We start from the raw sequence: 21,238 nt of genomic DNA, 5'->3' as shown, positions 1-21,238 counted from the left end.
GTTGTGTAACCTTAAATGAACTGCCTTTTTTGTCTTGTTAGTCATTGTTGTATTACTTTTCATTATCAAATATACAGCTTCCAAAATTAAACAATAATATAACAAAGCATAATATTCCTAAAGCTAGTTCCACAGATGACACCTCCCGTAAACTTATGTTATGTATTATTCTACTTTTTAAGTAATCGTAACCGTATTTATCATACCAATATCCACCTTCTAAATAAAGGGAAATATGTTACAATAAAATTAAAATAATTGTTGCTTTTTATCGAAGCTCTATAAGAAGTAGGTGAAAATAGTAATGCACTGTCCCTATTGCGGTTCTATCGTAAAGGAAGAAGAAACGTATTGTATAACCTGTGGTAAAAAATTACCTACCGATATCCATTTACGATCGAAGAAAGAGAAATCGTTCATAAAATTATGGGGCATTCCCATCCTTACATTTGTGCTAGTGTTATTGTCTAGTAGTTTATTCCATACATTTCTTAATGCTCAAGAAGAAGACGCAAAGCATTTCTATGAGCTTGGTGAAAAGAGTTTACTCGCTGAAGATTATCGTGCAGCTAAAGACTATTTTTCAAAAGCTATTGACCAAAAATCAAACTTTACACAGGCACAAATGGCATTAGAATTTATTAATAAATCAGGTGCAATTAAGGAGTATCTACAGAAGGCTGAAAATGAATTAAAGGATAAAAATTTTCAAGCCTCCCTATCACTATTACATGAAGCAGAAGAATTGTTAAAAAATTATGATGGGAAACCAGCTACTAATCTAGTTAATAAAATTGACTCCTATCGTAACACTGTAAAAATTGAACAGTTAAAGAGCCTTTTATCTGAGTTCCCGTCCATTGATGAATTAAAAGCTTTACTATGGGAAGCTGATGCAATAAAAACGGAAGAAGCTCAGGAAATAACAGAAACAATCCGTGAACAAATTATTGATTATGCCTATACAAAAGCTAGTGAAATGTTATCCGATAAACAGTTTGGTGATGCTCAATTTATTGTAGAGGATGGTTTGAAATATGCACCGAATTCAGAGAAACTGCTTAGCTTAAAGACAACTGTTGAAAAGGAAAAAGTATCTTTTGAAATCACGCAAGAACAGCGGATTCAACAGGCAATAGATTCGGCTGAAGAAGAACGGGAAAAGAATGAAAATGATGCAATAAAATTAGTTTCCGTCAAACTTGAAAATGATAAACAGGGAAATTTAGTAGTCAAAGGTGAAGTGAAAAGTGTTGGAACAGTCCCTATTAGTTCTGTTCTAGTAGAATATGCTTTAATGACAAAGGATAAAGAGTTCCTTAAGAATAATGTTTACGTGTATCCAGACACACTTTATCCAAACGAAAATGGAAAATTTGAGTTTACTCATTTTGACATTGATAAGAATGTTAAAAAAATGAATATACGTGTTAAAAAAATAACATGGTATACAAATTATTAAGGATCTTAGCGGAGTGAAACTATGATATTTTTCAAACAAAAGCTACCGATAATTGTTACAATTGTGGTCATTTTATTTGGTGGCCTAGGTTTCTATTATCTTTATTATGTCTGGAATTCAAAGGACATTGTAATCAATAATCCTGTCATAAAACAGATTCAATTAGAAGATGAGACAGTAGACTTAAAATCTATTATTCATGAAGCAGAAAAGAATGTTGTTCAGATTGAGGCAAAGGGTGAACAACAAACCTTAACTGGCTCAGGCTTTCTTTATAATGATCAAGGAGATATTATTACGAATGCACATGTTATAAAAGATGCGGAAACAATCTATATTCGTACAGCAAATGCCCGGACCTATCCAGCTGCAGTTATTGGAATTGGGGATCGAAACGATGTAGCTGTCCTTCGCGTCCCACAGCTTGCAGGTGAAAATGTATTAGAAATAGAAAAGGATAATCTAGCCGAAATTGGTGATGAGGTAATTGCATTAGGTAGTCCGCATGGGTTTCAAAATACGGTCACACTAGGAATTATTTCTGGTACGTCAAGGAATTTTACTTTAGATGGATTTGATTATAAAAATGTATATCAAATCTCTGCACAGATTACTCATGGTAATAGTGGTGGACCTTTAATTAATCGAAATACGGGTAGAATTATAGGTATTAACTCTGTCGGTACAGAAGATGGAACACTTGGTTTTAGTATTCCAATAGTAGATGTAATAAAAGAAATCGAAACTTGGTCTAATGAAGCACGAAATGATCAATTAACGTTTACAAACACGGAAGATATTATTAATTCAATAGATCAAAAGCAGTTTTTACAGGATGCAAACTATGTAGTGGAATACTTTTTGGATAGTATTATCATTCGTGACTATGTCGCAGCTTATTCACTATTAGGCGACTCTATCCTATCAACTACCTCTTATACTGACTTTCGTGAAGATTATATTCAGGTAGTAAATGTAAAATATACGCCTGAAGACCCAACTATGACAGATGAAAGTCATGTATCAATTCGAGTCGATATTGAGCTTACTAAGAATCAACCAAATGAAGAAGAGCTATTGAAAAAAAATGTACATTATCAATTTACTGTAGGATACGAGAATGATCAATTAAAGATAATTCGTTTGAATTACGAGTAGACAACCGAAAATAAAGAGGCTATCCCCCTATTACGTTCAAAGCAACAATTTGAACGTAATAGGGGGATAGCCTCAAATGCATTTATTTAGACAAGGAATTCCATTAGCTTATCAGCTGGCAGTGGTTTACTTACATAGTATCCCTGCATTTCATCACATTTTTCGTTCGTCAAGAAATTCAATTGTTCTATCGTCTCTACCCCCTCTGCAATAACCTTCATGTTAAGTGCATGTGACATATGTATAATTGATCGCACTATTGCTTGATTTTCCCTTTGGAGTCCATTTAAGAACATCTTATCAATTTTTAATTTTGATATCGGGAAAATACTCAAGTATTTTAAGGAAGAATAGCCTGTTCCAAAATCATCAATCGAAACAAGGACACCAAGCTTTCTTAGATCATGTAATGTCTTTAATATTTCTTCTTCATTTGCCATGGCCATGCTTTCCGTAATTTCAAGCTCCAAATACCGAGGTTCCAATCCCGTCTCCTGTAGAGCACATTCAACCTTTTCCAAAAGATTGCGTTGATAAAATTGTTTTGCAGAAAGATTAACACTTACTGTCATTGGGCGAAAGCCTTTATCCTGCCATTCCTTGTTCTGCCTGCATGCTTCCATTAGAACCCAATCACCTATATCAATAATTAATCCAGTTTTCTCCGCCAAAGGGATAAATTTATTTGGACTTATATAGCCTCTATCAGGATGATTCCACCGAATTAGAGCTTCTAAACCAACTACCTCATTATCTATTAGATTCTTCTGTGGCTGATAATAAAGCTCAAATTGCCCGTTTTTTAATGCTTTTCTTAATTCAGATTCCATTGTAAGCATTATTCTAAAATTCTCAGATATAGAGGAATCAAATAAGTTATAGTAGTTTCGCTGTTTCTCTTTTATGATATACATAGCAGAGTCTGCATGTTTAACTAAATCAGATGCTGAATTTCCATTCTCAGGAAAAATACTAATACCAATACTAATTGTAATGTAAATTTCATACTCTTTTATTTGAATAGGTTTTTCAAATTCCGTAATAAGCTTTTCGGCTAGTTTCTTTGCATCTTCCCTCGTTGTATGCCTTTGCAAAATTAAAAACTCATCACCACTCATTCTAGAGATAAAGGTATCTGTTTGCTGAAAGATTCTTAGCCGGTTTGAACAAGCCTTTAAAAGCTCATCCCCAAAAGCATAGCCGAGTGTATCATTTATCTCTTTAAAATAATCTAAATCAAGAAAAAACACTGCAATATGCTCTTCAGTCTCTTTGGCCTGATTGATGGCTTCTTTTAGAACGATATTAAAAAAGTTACGATTCGGTATATCCGTAAGCTCATCATAATATGCTATGTATTCAATTCTTCGTTCATTTTCAACCCGATCCGTCACATCTTTAATACTTGCTGTCCGAAGAATTTTTCCGTTTGTTTGATAAGGATATTCTAGAACCTCTACATAGAATGTTGACCCATCCTTTTTAATTCCTCTAAGCTCTAAAAGCTCTTCTGTTGTCAAGTGCTCCATATCTACTAACTTTTCATAGCTTTTTGGATCAATTAATGCGCTCATTGCTTTTCCGATTATTTCTTTTCTTGTATATCCAAACATTTCGGCAAAGGTCTCATCACAGTCTAAAATTAAAGATTCCCCGTATAAGACAATTCCTTCCGTAGCATTGTTGGAAACTTGATTAATGTATCGCTTAATTTCTTCTACCTTATCTTTGACGGATAACTCATTTAATATCAAACCATATAGATTTTCATTTAGTAGAAGAGACTTTATCTCTAGTAACCCTCCCTTTTCCATCTTACGTTCCATTAGCAAATGAGAGTTTGAAGAGCCTGTTAGTAAAGAAAATTCAATGTAGTCTGTTATAGAATGTCTTAAAGAGGGATCCATATTAAATATTGTGTATGCCACTGGATTCCCTCCTAAAACTGTTCCGTCTCGATGAACAAATAATATTGGATCACTTAATAAAGAAAGCATTTGATTATCCATTGGAAAGGTTAACGCATTATTTTTCATAAGGGTTTCTCCTCACTAGTTATCCATTTTAACCAATACTTATTCGTTCTTTCGGGTAATGATAGCTACCCGTTTTCTTTGTTTTCTTAAACATAAATAGAAATGTAATGATCCCAACTCTACCTACAAACATTAAAAACATGAGAATAACTTTGCTCACAGTAGTTAAGTCTCCAGTAATTCCTAAGGATAATCCTACTGTACCGAACGCAGATGTTACCTCAAATAATATTTTTGTAATAGAAAAAGGTTCTATAGTTGTTATGAATAACACAGAAGCAAAAACAAATATCAATGCCATTAATGTTACGGTAACTGCCTTTAACAGATCGTCCTCATGTACTTCCCTTCTAAAAATTCTTATACTACTACCACCGCGAGCATAGGTAACTATAAAAATTACTACTAGTGCAAAGGTTGTTGTCCGTATTCCCCCTCCGGCACTACTTGGCGAGGCTCCAATAAACATCAAAAATGATAACCACAATTGATTTGATTCTGTTAGTTGACTAACATCCATCGTGGAAAGTCCACCGCTCCTTGTTGTTATCGACTGAAATAATGAATAAAAGAGTGACTCATGCCATGTCTTTCCAGCTAGAAAATGATTCATATCCAACAAATAAAATACAAGTGTTCCAACAACTATTAACACTAAAAACGTAAAAGAAGTTAGCTTAGTAAATAAACTAAAATGAGTTGTTGCCCTTTTATCATTTCTTTTGAACAAATAGTTTTTTACTTCAATTAACACTGGAAAACCTATAGCTCCAAAAATAATTAAAAGCATATAAATAAATTGAACAAAATAATCATCCTTATAAGGAATTAAAGAGCTTCCAGTTATATCGAAACCTGCATTTGTTACAGCACTTATCGTTCCAAAAAAACCATGTAGATAAGCCTCAGATGGCTGTGAGAAGTACTTTAAAAAGTATGTACCTAAAATTAAAAAAGCGAATAATTCTACTGTAAATAATACTAGAACAATTTGCTTTATAAGACGCACCATCCCCTCAAAACTCGTTTGGTTTTGATCCGTCATGATTAATTGTCTTTCCTTAAAGCCAATTTTTTTCCCTAATATAAGCCATATAAAAGTACCAATTGCCATAACACCAACAGCACCAAGCTGCATGATAAAGGCTAATAAGAAAATACCAGATGTACTTAAAGTATCCGCAATGGTAATAGTACTCAACCCTGTAACACTTAAAGCACTAATTGCTGTGAAAACAATATCAATAAAAGGTACTTCTACCCCACCCTGATAGGCAAATGGTAAACATAAAAGCAACGTTGAAAAAATAGCGGCAATAAAATAAAAAAATAAGATCATCCGAACCGGTGATAGCGTATTAAGCCATTGTAGAAAACTTTTTGAAAAAGACATGAGTAAACATACTCCTTAGACTAGCCAGAAATTCAGTAACAGGCTAAAATTCATTTTTTATTATAGCAGTGTTTTGTAAATATTTCCTCTATTTTAAAAAATAAGCAACCAATCTAAAATAGAGTTTAACTCAAGTAGAGTCTTTACAGTCCTTAATCCTACGATAAAATAAACTATAGTACCAAAAAATTATAACGGAAAACATATCGATTGAAAAGACATACCCGTACAATGGAGGTCTAATAGATGGAATTGACTGCCGATCTAGGCGAAAAAATTATTAACGAAACTAAAAAACTAATTAATGAAAATATTATTATTGTAAATAAACAAGCAATCATTATTGCGAGCACCGATCCAAGTAGAATTGGTCATTTTCATGAAGGAGCTTTACTCACAATTGACCGGAATGAAATGACCATTTTATCAGAGGAGCATGTGCGTGTTATGAAGGGTATTCGCCCCGGAATAAATTTACCAATTACAATAAATCATGAAGTAATTGGTGTAATTGGTATTACAGGTAATCCAACAGAGGTAAAGCCTTTTGCTTTTCTAATGCAGAAAATGACTGAACTTCTCATACGGGAAAGCATATATATTCAGGAAACGGAGTGGCATGCTCGTGCAATAGAATCCTTCTTCATGGATTGGGTACAAATGGATCACATTCCAGGTGATTTTCAAACCCGTTCTAGATTAATAGAATTCCAAGTAACCCCCCCGCTTCGTTGTACGATTATCCGTATGGATTCACATGTTGTCCCAGCAAAAAAACTAAGCGATATTTTACATATTCTAAAGTTAAAAATAAAAGGTCAAGCAATACTTTGGGGAGACAAGCGTTTATTATTGGTGACGGAAGAGAGAACATATCCATCCCTTGAATATTTAAAGAATCAATTAGGATCTTTTCAAAACTATATCTCATCAACATTTGATTTAAGCGTTTCGATAGGTGTTGGGATAATTTCTAATAGCTTATTAATTAAAGATTCTTACCAATCAGCATTAAAAGCATTATCTATAGGAGATATAAACGCAATAACGATCTATGAGGATTTACTTTTAGAAATCTGTCTTGATGAAATCCCTTTAGAGGTAAGACGAGAATTCATTAACAAGATAATTCACCTATTAGGGAATGAGAAAAATTTATTAGAGACGCTTAAGGTGTACTTCGCAAACAATTTAAATAGTAAGAGGACTGCAAATGAACTACATATTCATATTAATACATTACATTATCGTTTAAATCAAATAGAAGCATTGACTCAATTAAATCCAAAATCAGCCTACGCTATTACCTTGTTTTATGTTTTATTTTATTTTTTGGATAAAGAAACAAAATAAACAGGCATTTGCCAATATTTTTTGTTGCTTTATACATATCATTCTTCCTGTTTTCCTTTTACAATAAACTTAAAAAATCTTAGGAGAATGTCTATGCTAAGTGAGCAAGTCAAAAATAAGCTGATTACGATTGTCGGAACAGAAAATGTGCAAGATTCAAAAGCAAGTTTACTAGCTTATTCCTATGATGCGACACCTGGTTTTCAGTCCTTTCCGGATATTGTGGTTTCCCCAAAAAATAAACAGGAAATCTCAGAAATTGTAAAGCTATGTAATGAATACCAAATTCCGATTGTTCCAAGGGGTTCTGGATCTAATCTAAGTGCTGGAACTACCCCATTGCATGGTGGTGTGGTGCTATTAATGAAGCATCTTAATAACATAATTGAAATAGATGAGGAGAACTTAACTGTACGAACCCAGCCAGGTGTAATTACACAGGACCTAATTCAAGCTGTTGAGGTAAAAGGATTCTTTTATCCTCCTGACCCAAGTTCTATGAAAATTTCACAAATCGGTGGTAATATCAGTGAAAATTCTGGTGGACTTCGGGGCTTAAAGTATGGTGTTACCCGTGATTATGTCATGGGACTTGAGGTTGTGCTACCAAATGGTGAAATCATACGAACAGGTGGAAAACTAGCAAAGGATGTAGCAGGCTATGACCTTACTAGATTATTCATTGGTGCTGAAGGAACCCTTGGTATTGTAACAGAAGCTACTTTAAAGCTCATTCCAAAGCCAGAAACAAAAAAAACAATGCTCGCTCTTTATCAGGATATAGATGCAGCTGCGAGAACTGTTTCGGCGATTATTGCTAATAGAATTATTCCTGCTACACTCGAGTTTCTCGATCAGCCTACACTAAAAGCAGTAGAAGACTTTGCACAGGTAGGCTTACCTACAGATGTTAAAGCCATTCTTTTAATTGAACAAGACGGGAATGAGAGTGTCGTAAATGCAGATATGGATAAAATAGCTGCCATTTGTAATCAGAATAAAGCCGTCCGGGTAACAATTGCAGAAACAAAAGAAGAAGCAGAAGCATTAACATCTGCAAGAAGAGCTGCCCTATCAGCATTAGCTCGCCTACGCCCTACCACCATACTTGAGGATGCTACCGTTCCTAGATCAGAGATTGCCAATATGGTAAAAGCGATTGAAGAAATAGCTGAACGAAATCAAGTAAATATTTGTACATTTGGACATGCGGGAGATGGAAATCTGCATCCTACCTGTCTTACTGATATTCGTGATAAAGAAGAAATGGCTCGTGTTGAAAAGGCCTTCGAAGAAATTTTCAAGAAAGCAATCGAGCTAGGAGGTACAATTACTGGAGAGCATGGTGTTGGTGCAATGAAGCTACCTTATCTTCACTTAAAGGCGGGAGAAGCTGGGATAGAAGTCATGCGAGGTATAAAGCAAGCTTTAGATCCAAACCAGATCATGAATCCAGGTAAAATCTTTTCCCTATCTGATAGAAATAGAGTGGTGGTACAGAAATGAAACTTGCAGAAAAAGAAAGAATAAGCCAAGAATTTAAAGAAAAAATGGATTATGATGAGCTGCTAAATTGTATGCGTTGTGGTTTTTGCTTACCAAGCTGTCCAACCTATATAGAATCTGGAATGGATGAGTCACATTCACCTAGAGGAAGAATTGCTTTAATGAAGGCAGTTGTTGATGGTGAGATCGAACCTGATGAAGATGTCAAACGCTCCTTAGATTTATGTTTAGGGTGCAGAGCTTGTGAACCAGTATGCCCATCAGGTGTAAAATATGGGCACCTCTTGGAGCAAGCAAGAAATATCATTTATCAAAATAACAAACAAAGTCTTCCTGAAAAAGCTGTTCGAAATATTGTCTTTAACCATCTGTTCCCAAAGCAAAACCGAATGGTTTCAGCAGCTAGCCTACTCGGCTTTTATCAGCGATCCGGCTTACAAAAGGTTGCAAGATCAACAGGAATTATGAACTTCTTCCCTGAGTCATTGCGAACAATGGAAAAGGTTCTTCCATCCGTTCCGAAGAAAAAAGATATGAAAAATCGACCAAATCATCTGCCGGCAATTAGTGTACAAAAAAAACGAGTTGCATTTTTTACTGGATGTTTAATGGATACTGTGTTTATGACAACAAATGATGCTACGATGAAGCTCCTACAATATGCAGGCTGTGAAATTGTTATACCTAATACGCAAAATTGCTGTGGAGTCCTACATGGACACAGTGGCGAAAGAGAAAAGGCGAAAGAGATGGCCAAAAGAAACATTGAAGCATTTGAAGGTATGAATGTTGATTATATCATCACTAATGCAGGAGGTTGTGGTGCGTTCCTTGTGGATTATAACCATTTATTAAAAGACGAACCAGAATGGATGGAACGTGCAAAGAATTTTTCTGAAAAAATTAAAGATATTACGAGTATTTTAGTTGAACTTAATTTTCAGCAGGAACATCTGGAACTAGATAATCAAATCGTAACCTATCAGGACTCCTGTCATTTAAAAAACGGTCAGAAAACATTTATGGAGCCGCGTACTTTATTACAATCAATCAAAGGCGTAAAATATGTAGAAATGAAAGATGCTTCAAGATGCTGTGGTTCAGCAGGTATTTATAATATCGTTGAATCTGAAATGTCCATGCAAATTCTAGATTATAAAATGGAACAAACGAAAAAGACAAAGGCAAAAACAATTGTAACGGCAAACCCAGGTTGTTTATTACAAATGAAACTCGGAATTGAACGTGAAGGGCTTTCAGATACCATGCAAGCTGTGCATATCGTGGACTTTCTACTAGAGGCATATGAAAACACACATTAAAAATATGTGATGGGCTAGGCTTCATGTCTAGCCTTTTTATTTAAGACCTCTTTAAATCTTTCTAACAGGTCTTCTCCTTGATAGCCTTGATCGATAAGCTCGCTGAGCATCTCTTCAATTTTACTCTTTCTTTTATCTACTATCGTACCTAATAAATGAATATCGATATGCTTCCCGATTATATTGATACTATCAATGGAAGTAATAAATGTAGCTGGATGGTTAGTTTCCTTTGTAATACGAACCTCTACCATAACTTGTTCCTCTTTATCCTGTAATTCTTGGAAATAGCTATAGTACTCTTTCTCCACTAATGCTTCAATTAACCAACTATTCTTGTCATCTTCACGATTAATGATTAACCCATCGATTAAAGGAATATTCTTTTTTGTAATTTCATCATGATCACTTTCTAATATTCGTAAATCCTTTAGCAAAAACGTTTTCAATACCATTCCCCCCTTTCTTACTCCCAACTTTTTAACTTAGTGTAACAAAATTTCCAATTTATTGGTATATATATTTTACCATTACAATAAGGTATTAAACAGAAAATTATATCAACCACCCTTTCATCCATGTATAATAAGAAATAAATAGAAACGTTACAGGAGTGTCTTTATGCGTAAAACTCTAATTGTTCCGCTAATTGGATTAATATTCTTAACCGCTTGCTCAAATTCCCAGCCTGCAATTGTTAAGGTAAATACGTCACCAGATAATGCTACAGAGGAGCCAGAGCTAATCGAAGAAATAACAGACAATGAAAAAATTGATGAATTTATTGAATTTCCTTTAGACGATGAAGTAGTCCGGGTGAATTTAAAGCAAATTCCTACTCTATATGCTTATTTACAGGCTACCGCTAATCCTAAATCAGTAATTGAAAAGATGAAAATTGACCGTTTATACAGTAAAGAAAACAATGATATCTATCTTTTAGAATTTTCATGTACGGACATGGGTTGCTCTTACCTCCTTCTTGATGAATCAGCCGATAATACCGGCTTCCTGCTTGCCGATTTAGCATCGTATGAAAATGCAGTAATTTCACCAGATGAGTCTAAGCTATTAGTAAAATTTAACAGAAACCCAGAGATGAAGCCACCTTTATCCGATGTAGTGGTAGTGGACTTGATTAACTGGCAATCGCTAACACTTAAGAATGAAGAAAACGATCATGCTATCCTTGACTTCAATTGGCCAATAATCTCAGCAAGTTGGATTGACAATGAAACCGTTTCTATTTCCGTTCCTGAAACAATACCGCAAGCTAATGAAGTCGAAGGAAATAATGCAAACAAAGGAAACGTTACAACTGTCCAATTTCATGTAACTAATAAAAAGTAATTCCAATTTTTTACGTGGATAAATTTGTATACCAATGTAAATTACTAAAGGTGTTCCTATATGGGACACCTTTTCTTCTTATTATTGGAAACACTTAGTAAGTATATTTCATCATTGTTACACGAAGCTATATAATGAAGGACATCATAAAGGAGGAAAATTCCATGACAGTAGGTAACCAAGTGAAGCAGGCAGTGGCTGGCTTAAAAAGTGTTCAAGCAAGCTTCGAACAGTTCGCCTTACAAACGGAAAACAAGCAAGCAAAAAAGCTTTATGAGCAAGCTGCTCAGCAAACACAGTCTATTTTACAATCCGTAGAGCCTCGTCTACAGCAAATTGAGAGCGAAGAGCCTCAATATAAAGGTTTTTAATAATAAAAGTTCAGGATAATACTCATTCTAGAGCTAGACCTAATTGGGGAGGTTACTCTCCCCTTCTAACATTGACAGAAATAGGTGAAACTGATGCGCAAATACCAATTTCTACTTTTTATTGTATTCATCCTTACTGCTGGCTGCACCTCATCATCGAGTGAGCCTTCTGAAAAAACAAACCCAATCCATATATCCAATGTTTCCACAAAACATTCGTATGATCAATCCTACGCTAACCAGGCAAAATCTACCCTTGCACAAAAGAAAAATGTGACAAAGGTATTCGCTGTAAATTCGGACAAGCTGCTAATGATAGCTATCGATGTACCACATCATGAACGCTTACAATTAAAGAAATATGAAAAGAAACTAACAAAGGAAATGAAAAAGAAATTTAAGAAAACCTCCTTAAAAGTAGAAGTCTCTTCTGATCAGAAAATACTGTGGAAGCTTGAGCAGTTAGAAGAGGAAATACGTAATGGATCGATTTCCAAAAAAGAATTAAAGAAAAAATTAGAAGACATAAGTAAATTGATGAAAGAAAAGACATAAATGAACCAATTAGATGAAAGAAGGGATTCGAATGGCAGATAAAAAAAAGAAGAACCTTCCTCCCCAGGCACAAAAATATCAAGATTTTCAGGAAAAGCGTGAGGTGAAGCGGCCATTACTCAAAAACTGTATAAAAGCATTTCTAGTTGGGGGGTTTATTTGTTTCATTGGTCAGCTTATTTCAACGTTTTACATTTACTTTTTTGATTTTACAGAACAGACAGCTGGAAATCCAACTACAGCAACACTGATATTCCTTACCATGCTACTCACTGGTTTTGGCGTATATGACCGAATCGGACAATTTGCCGGTGCTGGGTCGGCAGTACCAGTCACTGGTTTTGGTAATGCGGTAATAAGTGCTGCAATTGAGCACCGAACCGAGGGCTTTGTTCTAGGTGTCGGTGGGAATATGTTTAAGCTTGCAGGAACTGTCATTTTGTTTGGTGTATTTTCTGCCTTTATAGTGGCATTAATTAAAACAATCCTTATAACATGGGGTGGATTTTAATGCTTGCAGGGCACAGGACGTGGATTTTTGAAAATAAACCAGTAATTATTTCTACTGGAACAGTCGGAGGTCCGTTTGAAGCAAATGGTCGTATTCCCCATGCTTTCAATATATTACATGACGATATGTGGCTGGAACAAGCTTCATTTGAAAAAGCGCAGCAATTGATGATGGAAGAAGCATGTCAATATGCTATTAAAAATAGTCCAATTGAAAAAGAACAAGTCTCTTTTTTTATCAGTGGTGACCTAATCAACCAAATCACCCCTACAAATTTTGCTGCTAAAACGGTAGGAAGTCCTTTTTTTGGTTTATTTAGTGCTTGTGCCACCTCTATGGAAAGCTTAGCTTTAGCAGCTTACATTCTGAATAGTAATGGTGCAGATTATATTCTTAGTGGTACTTCTAGCCATAATGCTGCAGCAGAAAAACAATTTCGATATCCAACAGAATATGGTGGGCAAAAACCTCCAACTGCTCAATGGACAGTAACTGGTGCTGGATGTGCTTTAGTTGCAAAAACCGGTGATGGACCACAAGTAACCTCAGCAACGATTGGGAAAATTGTAGATATGGGAATGACGGATCCTTTTAATATGGGTGGAGCCATGGCTCCCGCTGCAGTAGACACAATCTTAACACACTTAAAAGAAAGAAATGTTGATGCTTCCTATTACGATTTAATAATAACTGGTGATTTAGGACATATTGGAAGAGAGGTTTCATTAGACCTATTAAGGAAAAATGGTGTCAATATCATTGAAAATAATTATCTAGATTGCGGACTGACTATTTATCGTGAGGATCAGCCAGTATTAGCGGGAGCAAGTGGTCCAGCATGCTCTGCAGTGGTAACCTATGGACACTTTTTAGATTTAATGAAAAAAGGAAAACTGGATAAAATACTGGTAGTTGCAACTGGTTCTTTACACTCTCCTCTAAGTGTAAACCAAAAGGATCCTATACCATGTATAGCACACGCAGTCTCTATTGAATCAGGAAGTGATAGAACATGATATTTTTCTGGGCATTCGTTATTGGTGGTTTAATTTGTGTCATTGGCCAAATAATGTTTGATGTTTTTAAATTAACTCCTGGACATACGCTTAGCATACTAGTGGTTGTAGGAGCGATATTAGATGGATTTGGATTATATGAACCATTAATCGATTTCGCTGGTGCTGGAGTAACCGTTCCTATTACTAGCTTTGGTAATTCTTTAGTTCATGGGGCAATGCAGGAAGCAGAAATGCATGGTTTAATTGGTGTTATTACGGGTATGTTTGAAGTTACAAGCTCAGGAATATCCGCAGCCATCATATTTGGTATGATAGGTGCGTTAATTTTTAAACCTAAGGGATGATTGGAGGTCACCTTAATGACAGTTGGGGCCCAAGTAAAAAGTTGTTATGCAAGTATCAAAGGGATAGAAGCTAGTTTACGTATTCTCAGATCCCAGACTAATGATTTAGAGGCACATGACGCATACTTGGAAACAGAACATATCATTCAGGAAATAAAAAAAGATCTTGAAGAGCAAGTACTTTTACTTGCAAGGCAAGAACCGCAATATAATCAGTAGAAAGGAAAATTCTCATGCCAGATTGGTTAGAGATTGTAGTACGATCCGTTTCACTTCTCATCATTTTGTTTTTCTTTACTAAATGGCTTGGGATGAAACAACTTTCACAACTAAATGTTTTTGAATACATTACTGGTATTGTTCTTGGAGGGATTGTCGCAATCCACGTTAGTACACTAGAGAGTCCCTTCTACTTTGCTGTTATCTCCATGTTGATTTGGTTTATTATCCCTTATCTTGTCGAGGTTATTTCCTTAAAAAGCAAAACGTTTCGTAACTTTGTCCAAGGAAAAAGTCGGGTAATCATTCAAAACGGAAAAATTATGGAAGATAACTTAAAAAAGGAACATTATTCCACGGATGATCTATTAGAAAGCTTACGCGAAAAAAATATATTTAAAGTTGCAGATGTAGAATTTGCTGTATTAGAACCTACAGGAAAACTAAATGTACTTCCCAAAACAGATTATCGTCCTTTAACTGCTAAAGATATCGGTTTAAAGCTTGCACCAAGTAAAGAACCACAAACTGTAGTTATGGATGGAAGACCACTTCTAGAGTCTCTTGCTAATCTTTCATTAAATCCAACCTGGTTAGAAACGGAATTGGAAAAAATGAATGTTAGTATTGAAAATGTTTTCCTTGGTCAAGTTGATAGTGATGGACAATTGACAGTAGATCTGTATGACGATAAGCTCACTGTACCAATGCCAACACAAAAACCACTCCTACTTGCTACAATGAGAAAATGCCAAGCAGACTTGGAAATATTTGCCTTAGCAACAGATAATGAGAGATCAAAACAGATGTATCAAGTCAATAGTGAAAAGCTACAAAAAGCGATTGATAAGGTAAAACCATATTTACAGTAAAATCCCACATCTTTTAACCTGTGGGATTTTATTTCGTATATTACATAATTTTAGCAATACGTGGAAACGTAAGATAAGAAGTGATACTGGAGTTGTTCATACAAGATGATTAAATTAAGAAAATCGGTTAAGAAAAAAGATAAAGAGGTAAGCGAATCTCCAAAACAAAATAAAGAAACTACAAACCTAACGATCGATCCAAGTTTAGAACAAACCTTAAAAATCTTTCGTGAAATTTATACTGTACCGACTAACCATGATGTCATTATTCGAAATCTTTCTATTCCCGGAAAAGATAAACCAGCTGCTATTATATTCATCAAGACAATTACCGATCCTCAAATTATAGAACAAAATATTATAAAACCTCTTCAAAGTAGTACAGAGCCATTCCAAAGCATTGAAGACATCGTCTCAGCCCAAACGATATCAACTGAAAACAACATTAATCAAATCGCAACAAAAATTAATAATGGGAATGTTGCTCTCTTTATTGAAGGAGAAGATCTAGCTTTCCTTTTCGATGCTTCTAACTTTGAAAGCAGAACAGTTGAAAAAACAGAGAATGAGAACGTTGTAAAAGGACCAAAAGAGGCATTTAATGAAAAAGCCGCAACTAATATTTCCTTAATTCGAAAGCGAATAAAAAGTGAGAACTTAGTAGTAGAATCCGCAATCGTCTCAAATGAATCAAAAAATGATCTATTTATTATCTATCAAAAGGACTTGGTAAATGAAAAATTATTACAAAATGTTAAAGCACGCGTTAAATCTCTAGATACAAATGCGATTCAAAATCTAAGTTTACTTGAACAATATATCGAGGAACGAAAATATTCCATTTTTCCAACCACATTGTATACTGAACGGCCAGATCGTGCAGCTTCTTTCATTGAGGATGGATATATTATCTTAATCATGGATAATTCACCAGATACCTTAATTATCCCCGCTACATTTTGGTCTTTTTATCATTCAGCAGAAGACCACTATTTACGGTTACCATATGCCAACTTTACAAGGTTACTACGGATATTGGCTTTGTTCATCACCTTATTTGCTTCTGCACTGTATGTCGCCGTTGTTACCTTCCATGCAGAAATGATTCCTCCCGATTTACTGCTAGCCATTGCAGCAACTCGGGAGCGAGTACCATTTCCAGCAGCAATAGAAGTCTTCATAATGGAAATCGCCTTTGAACTAATCCGAGAAGCAGGCTTAAGAGTTCCAAGTCCTATTGGTCCAACAATTGGAATAGTTGGTGCACTAATCTTAGGACAGGCTGCTGTTCAAGCAAATATTGTAAGCCCTATTGTTGTCATTATTGTTGCATTAGGTGGGCTAAGTTCATTTGCGATTGGTGATATCAGTATGAATTTTGCTATTCGTATCAGTAGATTTATGATGCTTTTAAGTGCAAGTATATTCGGTTTATATGGCATTACTTCAATTTTTGTAATGGGGTTATTTTATATGCTTTCTATAAAATCGTTCGGTGTACCTTATTTGGCTCCCATGACTCCTAATTATATATCCTCGGAGGATACAATTATAAGGAGAACCTTACAAAAAGAAATATTCCGGCCAGGCTACGTTAAACCAAAGAATTTAAAGAAGAGACAGGGAGAGAACTAATGGAACAGTCAAAAGGAAAAATTGGGATAAAAGAATTTGTTGCAATCAGCATGATTATCCTTTCGACAAAGTTAACTGATGATACTCCAGCTATTTTGTATGAAAAATTGTACAATGCTGGTTGGATGGCTATTATTATAAACGGTATAGTTACTATCCTCCCTATCTTTCTTTTAATACGAGTCATTACAAATTATCAAGGAAAGGGGCTTATAGAGGTTACGAATCAATTATTCGGAAGGTTCCTTGGTTATATTATCTTATTTGCTCTTTGGTTAGGTATATTGGCTGCCACAATCATAGATACAGCTATTTACACAGATATTGTCAGTAGCATGTATTTTGTCAAAACTCCTACAATTGTCATTTATGGCGTCTTAATGCTGGCAAGTGCTTATGGTGCTAAAAAAGGATTAGAAAAAATAGGATCCGTTGCATGGACCGTTTTTCCCTATTTGCAGGTTCCATTTTTAATCGCTCTAATTTTAACGATAAGGCATGGAAATACATCCTTCCTCTTTCCCTTTTTTGGTCCTGGAGAATGGACAATTATGAAGGAAAGTGTAATGAAATTATCCATTTTTGCGGACTATCTTTATTTATTTATTCTCGTACCATTTTTAAGTACAGCTGCTACTATTAAAAAAGGATCATGGATTTCATTATTTTTTGTTGTAATTAACTTAGTTCTTGCAATGACTAGTTTTGTTTTTTTATTTGACTATAATTCACTTATGCAGATGAACTATCCATTTCATGAGGTAATACGTACGATTTCTGCAGGTTTTATAACCAATATGGAGACATTTTTTTTCCCATTTTGGTTAATCGGTACTTTCGTTCGATTTTCAGTATATTTGTATATTAATGCATTATTATTCGGGCATCTCTTTAAAATTAAAAACTTCGAGTATATTATTCCTTCTCTCGCAACATTAATTATTTTTATAGGAATAATACCAGATACGCCTACCTTCACCATTTTCTATCTGAGAGAAACGGTTCTAAACATATTGTCACCTGTTTTTTTCTTCCTACCTTGCCTGATGTGGCTAATAGCCAAGCTTAAAGGAGATTTTAAACATGAAAAAGCAAATCAATAGAGGAAAGATAATCATTTATCTGATCCCTTTATTCATTCTTTCTGGTTGCTGGGATCAGCGAGAAGTTGAAGAATTTGCTTATGTCATCGCAATGGGTATTGACAAGCCAAAAGATGATGAAAATCTTATAAAAATCACCTATCTTATAGCAAACCCGGAGTCAGGAAACGCTGCAAGTGGTGGTGCTGGGAATGAACCCCCTCGTGAAGTTATTTCCTTTAAAACAGATGACTTTGTTGTTTCGAGAAATATAGCCAATACGGTTATTGCGAAGCAAATTTCTTATGATTTATTAAGAATATTGATAGTTTCAGAAGAATTTGCCAGAGATGAGAATTTTATTAGATGGATATACGATGCTACGAAGGAAATGGAAATTAGAAGGGATGCAAAGCTAATGATAACTAAAGAGGATACGGAAAAATATATACTCAACAATCAACCAAAACTAGAAACGAGACCTCATGAATATTTTCAGATGATTATTGAACGTGGGAATGAAACGGGAATGACACCAACTTCAGATTTAACCACTTTTTTCCGTATTACTGAAGCCGATGCCGATCTTTTTTTAGGAATTTATAGCACAACGGAAAAGGAGGAGCGTTCATCTAATCCTATAAACCCTGATAATTTTAAAGCTGGTGAATTTCAATATGGAGGAGAAACAAATAATACCCAATTTGCAGGATCTGCTGTATTTAAAGAGGGTAAGATGATTGACGTACTAACTATCGAAGAAACCAGACTAACCTTTATGTTAAACCCAACATTAACTGCGCAAGAAATTTTAACAACTTTTCCAGATCCGTTTGATGAAAAATACCGGATTGCAACACGTCTTACAAAAAATGGTACTGAAGATATAAAGATAAACACAAAAAAAAGCACCCCATCAATTGATGTAAATGTACCTATATTAGTGGAAGTTTTAACTAACCACAGTATGGAGCATTACGCAAAAGACTCGCAAAAAAGAAAAACCTTAAATAAAAGCTTTGAGCAAGCTTTAGAAAAGAAGCTAAACGAATTAATTAGAAAAACACAAGAGGAGTATAAAGCAGATCCATTTGGTTGGTCATTAATAGCTCGAAAAAAATTCCTAACGATACCAGAATGGGAGGCATTTGATTGGATGAAAAAATATCCTGAAATGGACATTAATATCACAGTTGATGTAGAGCTTGGTAAATTTGGCAGGCAGGGAGATATACCAAAACTAAAGGAAATTAGGGATTAGCTTGACGTTATTGATCATTATTGCGACATTAACAATTTTTATATATACGATTGGATTCGCAATAACTTTATGGAAAGAAAAAAATAAATTTGGCTCTATTTCTATATCCATTCTGGCTTTAACAATTTTAATTTTACCTTTTTTTACCGCGATAAAATTTTAATCGCACTATTTAGGCGCTCCCTACAGATTGAGCGCCTTTAAAATTATTAGGAAACTATCTTGTTGGTTTTCAATCTTTTAAACAATAGTTGTATCATGATTTCTCTAAATGAAGGATCTCTTTCGACAACACGGCTGTATTCCCTATATCACAGAAAAAATACTGCAACCACTGTCATCCCTAATAATCCTACGATAACAGGTACGAAGTTTTTTCTTACTAATTCCATAACAGATACGCCACAAAACCCAGCAATGGCAATAAGGGATGACCATGCAATTATAGTTCCACCACCAGTCCATATAGCTCCCATTTGTCCAATAGCTGCAAGCGTTTCTGTATCGATACCAGTGGTCTCTAATGATGCAGCTAAAGCTCCAGTCAATGGCAGCCCAGAAAACCCAGATCCGTCAAGTCCTGTAATGATACCAATGATTAACATGCTAAATGCTGCAAATAAAGCACTTTGCGGTAGAAATTCCTGAGTTGCTTCTACTAAGCCAAATAAAAATGTCGGACCTTCCTCTACGCCTAAAATACTTCCAGAAAAATCACCACTACCCAAAAAGAAAAATCCCGCAATAGGAATTACTGGTCCCATTGCTTTAAAGGCAAAAACAAAGCCGTCTGTTATATGATTGGTAATATAGTCTAGCGCATGGTGTTTACCGAATGCGATAGTCGAAAGAAGTAATAAAATAACAGCCACCCCGCCCACAAAAGCGGCACCATCTCCCCCTACTAGACCACCACTTCCTGTATATAGCTTGTTATACATCATATAGATAACGACGACTAATAAAGATAAGGGTACAAAAACAGCAAATACTTTGCTCCATTTTGTTAAATTTTCTGTAATTGCCACATTTTTTGTTTCTTCACTCCTATTAAGTGTTTTTAGGTCGACTTGATTCTGTGGATTGTTCTTTGAACGAATTGATTTTCTATACATCGTGTAGGCTAATAAGATAGCAATACCACCTGCAATAATGGATAGCAATAGCGCTTTATCTGCTACTAAGCTAGTCGATGTACCTGCAGCAGTAGCAGAAAGACTAGGAGCTACCTGGACAATATAGTCTGAGGATAATGCCATTCCCTGCCCTGCTAAAGCAACCGCTACTGCAGCTGTAATTGCTGGAAGACCTGCCCTTACTGCTGCCGGGACTAATAATGCACAAATTAGCGGAACAGCAGGAGTTGGCCAAAAGAACAACGAAATTGTGTAGGTTACTCCAACTAGGACAAAAAAGGAGACATGGCCATTAACCATTACTTTCTGTATTGGTTGAATCATTCTTACATCAGCACCTAAGTCCTTTAATGAATTTAGTAGAGCAAGCATAAAGGTAATAATTAAGAAAATGCTAAATAATTCTTGTGCTGCAACTAGATTCGCATGAAATATAGCTGTAAATCCGTCTACTATATTGCCCTTATATACCCAAGCAATAATAAACGTACCTAATAATGTTGGTAGTACAACCCCTTTACGAAATATCATTGTAATAATAATGACTAAGGTAAAAATACCATATAACCAATGGGTAAACGTTAGCTCCACATTCATCTTCCTCTCTACTATTGTGCTATAGCCTATGCGTGGCCATACACAGCGGTGAGAGG

The 21,238-nt window shown here is 35.2% G+C and carries 20 protein-coding genes; 16 read left to right on the top strand and 4 right to left on the bottom strand.

What is annotated here, in order from left to right; genetic code table 11:
- The first annotated feature begins 304 nt into the window (after positions 1-304).
- On the top strand, positions 305-1,462 hold the full coding sequence (locus KI338_RS03045) for a zinc ribbon domain-containing protein (RefSeq protein ID WP_212919484.1): 1,158 nt from the start codon (positions 305-307) through the stop codon (positions 1,460-1,462).
- 21 nt (positions 1,463-1,483) lie between these two features.
- A complete protein-coding gene (locus KI338_RS03040; protein ID WP_212919483.1) occupies positions 1,484-2,620 on the top strand; it encodes a S1C family serine protease in 1,137 nt (378 codons plus the stop codon).
- 86 nt (positions 2,621-2,706) lie between these two features.
- Here KI338_RS03040 and KI338_RS03035 read toward each other — a convergent pair whose 3' ends face one another.
- Both KI338_RS03035 and KI338_RS03030 read right to left on the bottom strand, forming a co-directional pair.
- A complete protein-coding gene (locus KI338_RS03035; RefSeq protein WP_212919482.1) occupies positions 2,707-4,656 on the bottom strand; it encodes a sensor domain-containing protein in 1,950 nt (649 codons plus the stop codon).
- 28 nt (positions 4,657-4,684) lie between these two features.
- Positions 4,685-6,049 (bottom strand): TrkH family potassium uptake protein, encoded by a 1,365-nt coding sequence (locus tag KI338_RS03030; RefSeq protein ID WP_212919481.1) that lies wholly within the window; start codon positions 6,047-6,049, stop codon positions 4,685-4,687.
- Positions 6,050-6,295: 246 nt separating this feature from the next.
- Between KI338_RS03030 and KI338_RS03025 the strand changes: the two genes are divergently transcribed.
- The 3 genes from KI338_RS03025 to KI338_RS03015 all read left to right on the top strand — a co-directional run bounded on the left by KI338_RS03025 (position 6,296) and on the right by KI338_RS03015 (position 10,230).
- Entirely contained in the window at positions 6,296-7,402 is a 1,107-nt protein-coding gene (locus KI338_RS03025) for a CdaR family transcriptional regulator (protein ID WP_212919480.1), read from the top strand.
- Between the two features lie 93 nt (positions 7,403-7,495).
- Positions 7,496-8,908 (top strand): glycolate oxidase subunit GlcD, encoded by a 1,413-nt coding sequence (gene glcD / locus KI338_RS03020; protein WP_212919479.1) that lies wholly within the window; start codon positions 7,496-7,498, stop codon positions 8,906-8,908.
- Entirely contained in the window at positions 8,905-10,230 is a 1,326-nt protein-coding gene (locus KI338_RS03015; RefSeq protein ID WP_212919478.1) for a (Fe-S)-binding protein, read from the top strand. Before glcD ends, KI338_RS03015 begins: the two co-directional genes overlap by 4 nt.
- A 14-nt stretch (positions 10,231-10,244) precedes the next feature.
- On the opposite strand, the gene KI338_RS03010 is transcribed toward KI338_RS03015, so the two are convergent.
- A complete protein-coding gene (locus KI338_RS03010; protein ID WP_212919477.1) occupies positions 10,245-10,679 on the bottom strand; it encodes a YwpF-like family protein in 435 nt (144 codons plus the stop codon).
- A 172-nt stretch (positions 10,680-10,851) separates the two neighbouring features.
- Between KI338_RS03010 and KI338_RS03005 the strand changes: the two genes are divergently transcribed.
- From KI338_RS03005 to KI338_RS02955, 11 genes are all read left to right on the top strand, one after another.
- A complete protein-coding gene (locus tag KI338_RS03005) occupies positions 10,852-11,580 on the top strand; it encodes a hypothetical protein (protein ID WP_212919476.1) in 729 nt (242 codons plus the stop codon).
- Between the two features lie 164 nt (positions 11,581-11,744).
- Complete coding sequence (locus KI338_RS03000) at positions 11,745-11,951, top strand: DUF1657 domain-containing protein (RefSeq protein ID WP_212919475.1); 207 nt, start codon at positions 11,745-11,747, stop codon at positions 11,949-11,951.
- A gap of 93 nt (positions 11,952-12,044) precedes the next feature.
- Positions 12,045-12,506 carry a YhcN/YlaJ family sporulation lipoprotein gene (locus KI338_RS02995; protein ID WP_212919474.1) on the top strand — a complete coding sequence of 154 codons (462 nt, stop codon included), beginning with the start codon at positions 12,045-12,047 and terminating at the stop codon, positions 12,504-12,506.
- A gap of 31 nt (positions 12,507-12,537) precedes the next feature.
- Complete coding sequence (gene spoVAC, locus KI338_RS02990; protein ID WP_212919473.1) at positions 12,538-13,017, top strand: stage V sporulation protein AC; 480 nt, start codon at positions 12,538-12,540, stop codon at positions 13,015-13,017.
- On the top strand, positions 13,017-14,033 hold the full coding sequence (gene spoVAD, locus KI338_RS02985; RefSeq protein WP_212919472.1) for a stage V sporulation protein AD: 1,017 nt from the start codon (positions 13,017-13,019) through the stop codon (positions 14,031-14,033). The genes spoVAC and spoVAD overlap by 1 nt, the downstream gene beginning before the upstream one ends.
- On the top strand, positions 14,030-14,380 hold the full coding sequence (gene spoVAE, locus KI338_RS02980) for a stage V sporulation protein AE (RefSeq protein WP_212919471.1): 351 nt from the start codon (positions 14,030-14,032) through the stop codon (positions 14,378-14,380). Before spoVAD ends, spoVAE begins: the two co-directional genes overlap by 4 nt.
- 15 nt (positions 14,381-14,395) lie before the next feature.
- On the top strand, positions 14,396-14,599 hold the full coding sequence (locus tag KI338_RS02975) for a DUF1657 domain-containing protein (RefSeq protein WP_212919470.1): 204 nt from the start codon (positions 14,396-14,398) through the stop codon (positions 14,597-14,599).
- A gap of 14 nt (positions 14,600-14,613) precedes the next feature.
- Positions 14,614-15,471 (top strand): DUF421 domain-containing protein, encoded by an 858-nt coding sequence (locus KI338_RS02970; RefSeq protein ID WP_212919469.1) that lies wholly within the window; start codon positions 14,614-14,616, stop codon positions 15,469-15,471.
- A 105-nt stretch (positions 15,472-15,576) separates the two neighbouring features.
- Complete coding sequence (locus tag KI338_RS02965; RefSeq protein ID WP_212919468.1) at positions 15,577-17,106, top strand: spore germination protein; 1,530 nt, start codon at positions 15,577-15,579, stop codon at positions 17,104-17,106.
- Positions 17,106-18,209 carry a GerAB/ArcD/ProY family transporter gene (locus tag KI338_RS02960; RefSeq protein ID WP_212919467.1) on the top strand — a complete coding sequence of 368 codons (1,104 nt, stop codon included), beginning with the start codon at positions 17,106-17,108 and terminating at the stop codon, positions 18,207-18,209. Before KI338_RS02965 ends, KI338_RS02960 begins: the two co-directional genes overlap by 1 nt.
- On the top strand, positions 18,190-19,449 hold the full coding sequence (locus tag KI338_RS02955; protein ID WP_212919466.1) for a Ger(x)C family spore germination protein: 1,260 nt from the start codon (positions 18,190-18,192) through the stop codon (positions 19,447-19,449). The genes KI338_RS02960 and KI338_RS02955 overlap by 20 nt, the downstream gene beginning before the upstream one ends.
- Before the next feature lie 311 nt (positions 19,450-19,760).
- On the opposite strand, the gene KI338_RS02950 is transcribed toward KI338_RS02955, so the two are convergent.
- Positions 19,761-21,176, bottom strand: coding sequence for a hypothetical protein (locus tag KI338_RS02950; RefSeq protein WP_212919465.1), 1,416 nt, complete (start codon positions 21,174-21,176; stop codon positions 19,761-19,763).
- Positions 21,177-21,238: the final 62 nt, after the last annotated feature.

It is taken from the genome of Ornithinibacillus bavariensis (genome assembly GCF_018333235.1).
In the GTDB taxonomy this organism is placed as follows: domain Bacteria; phylum Bacillota; class Bacilli; order Bacillales; family Amphibacillaceae; genus Ornithinibacillus; species Ornithinibacillus bavariensis.
The sequence above is the reverse complement of the archived record's forward strand: the minus strand, read 5'-3'. Positions and strand labels throughout refer to the sequence as shown.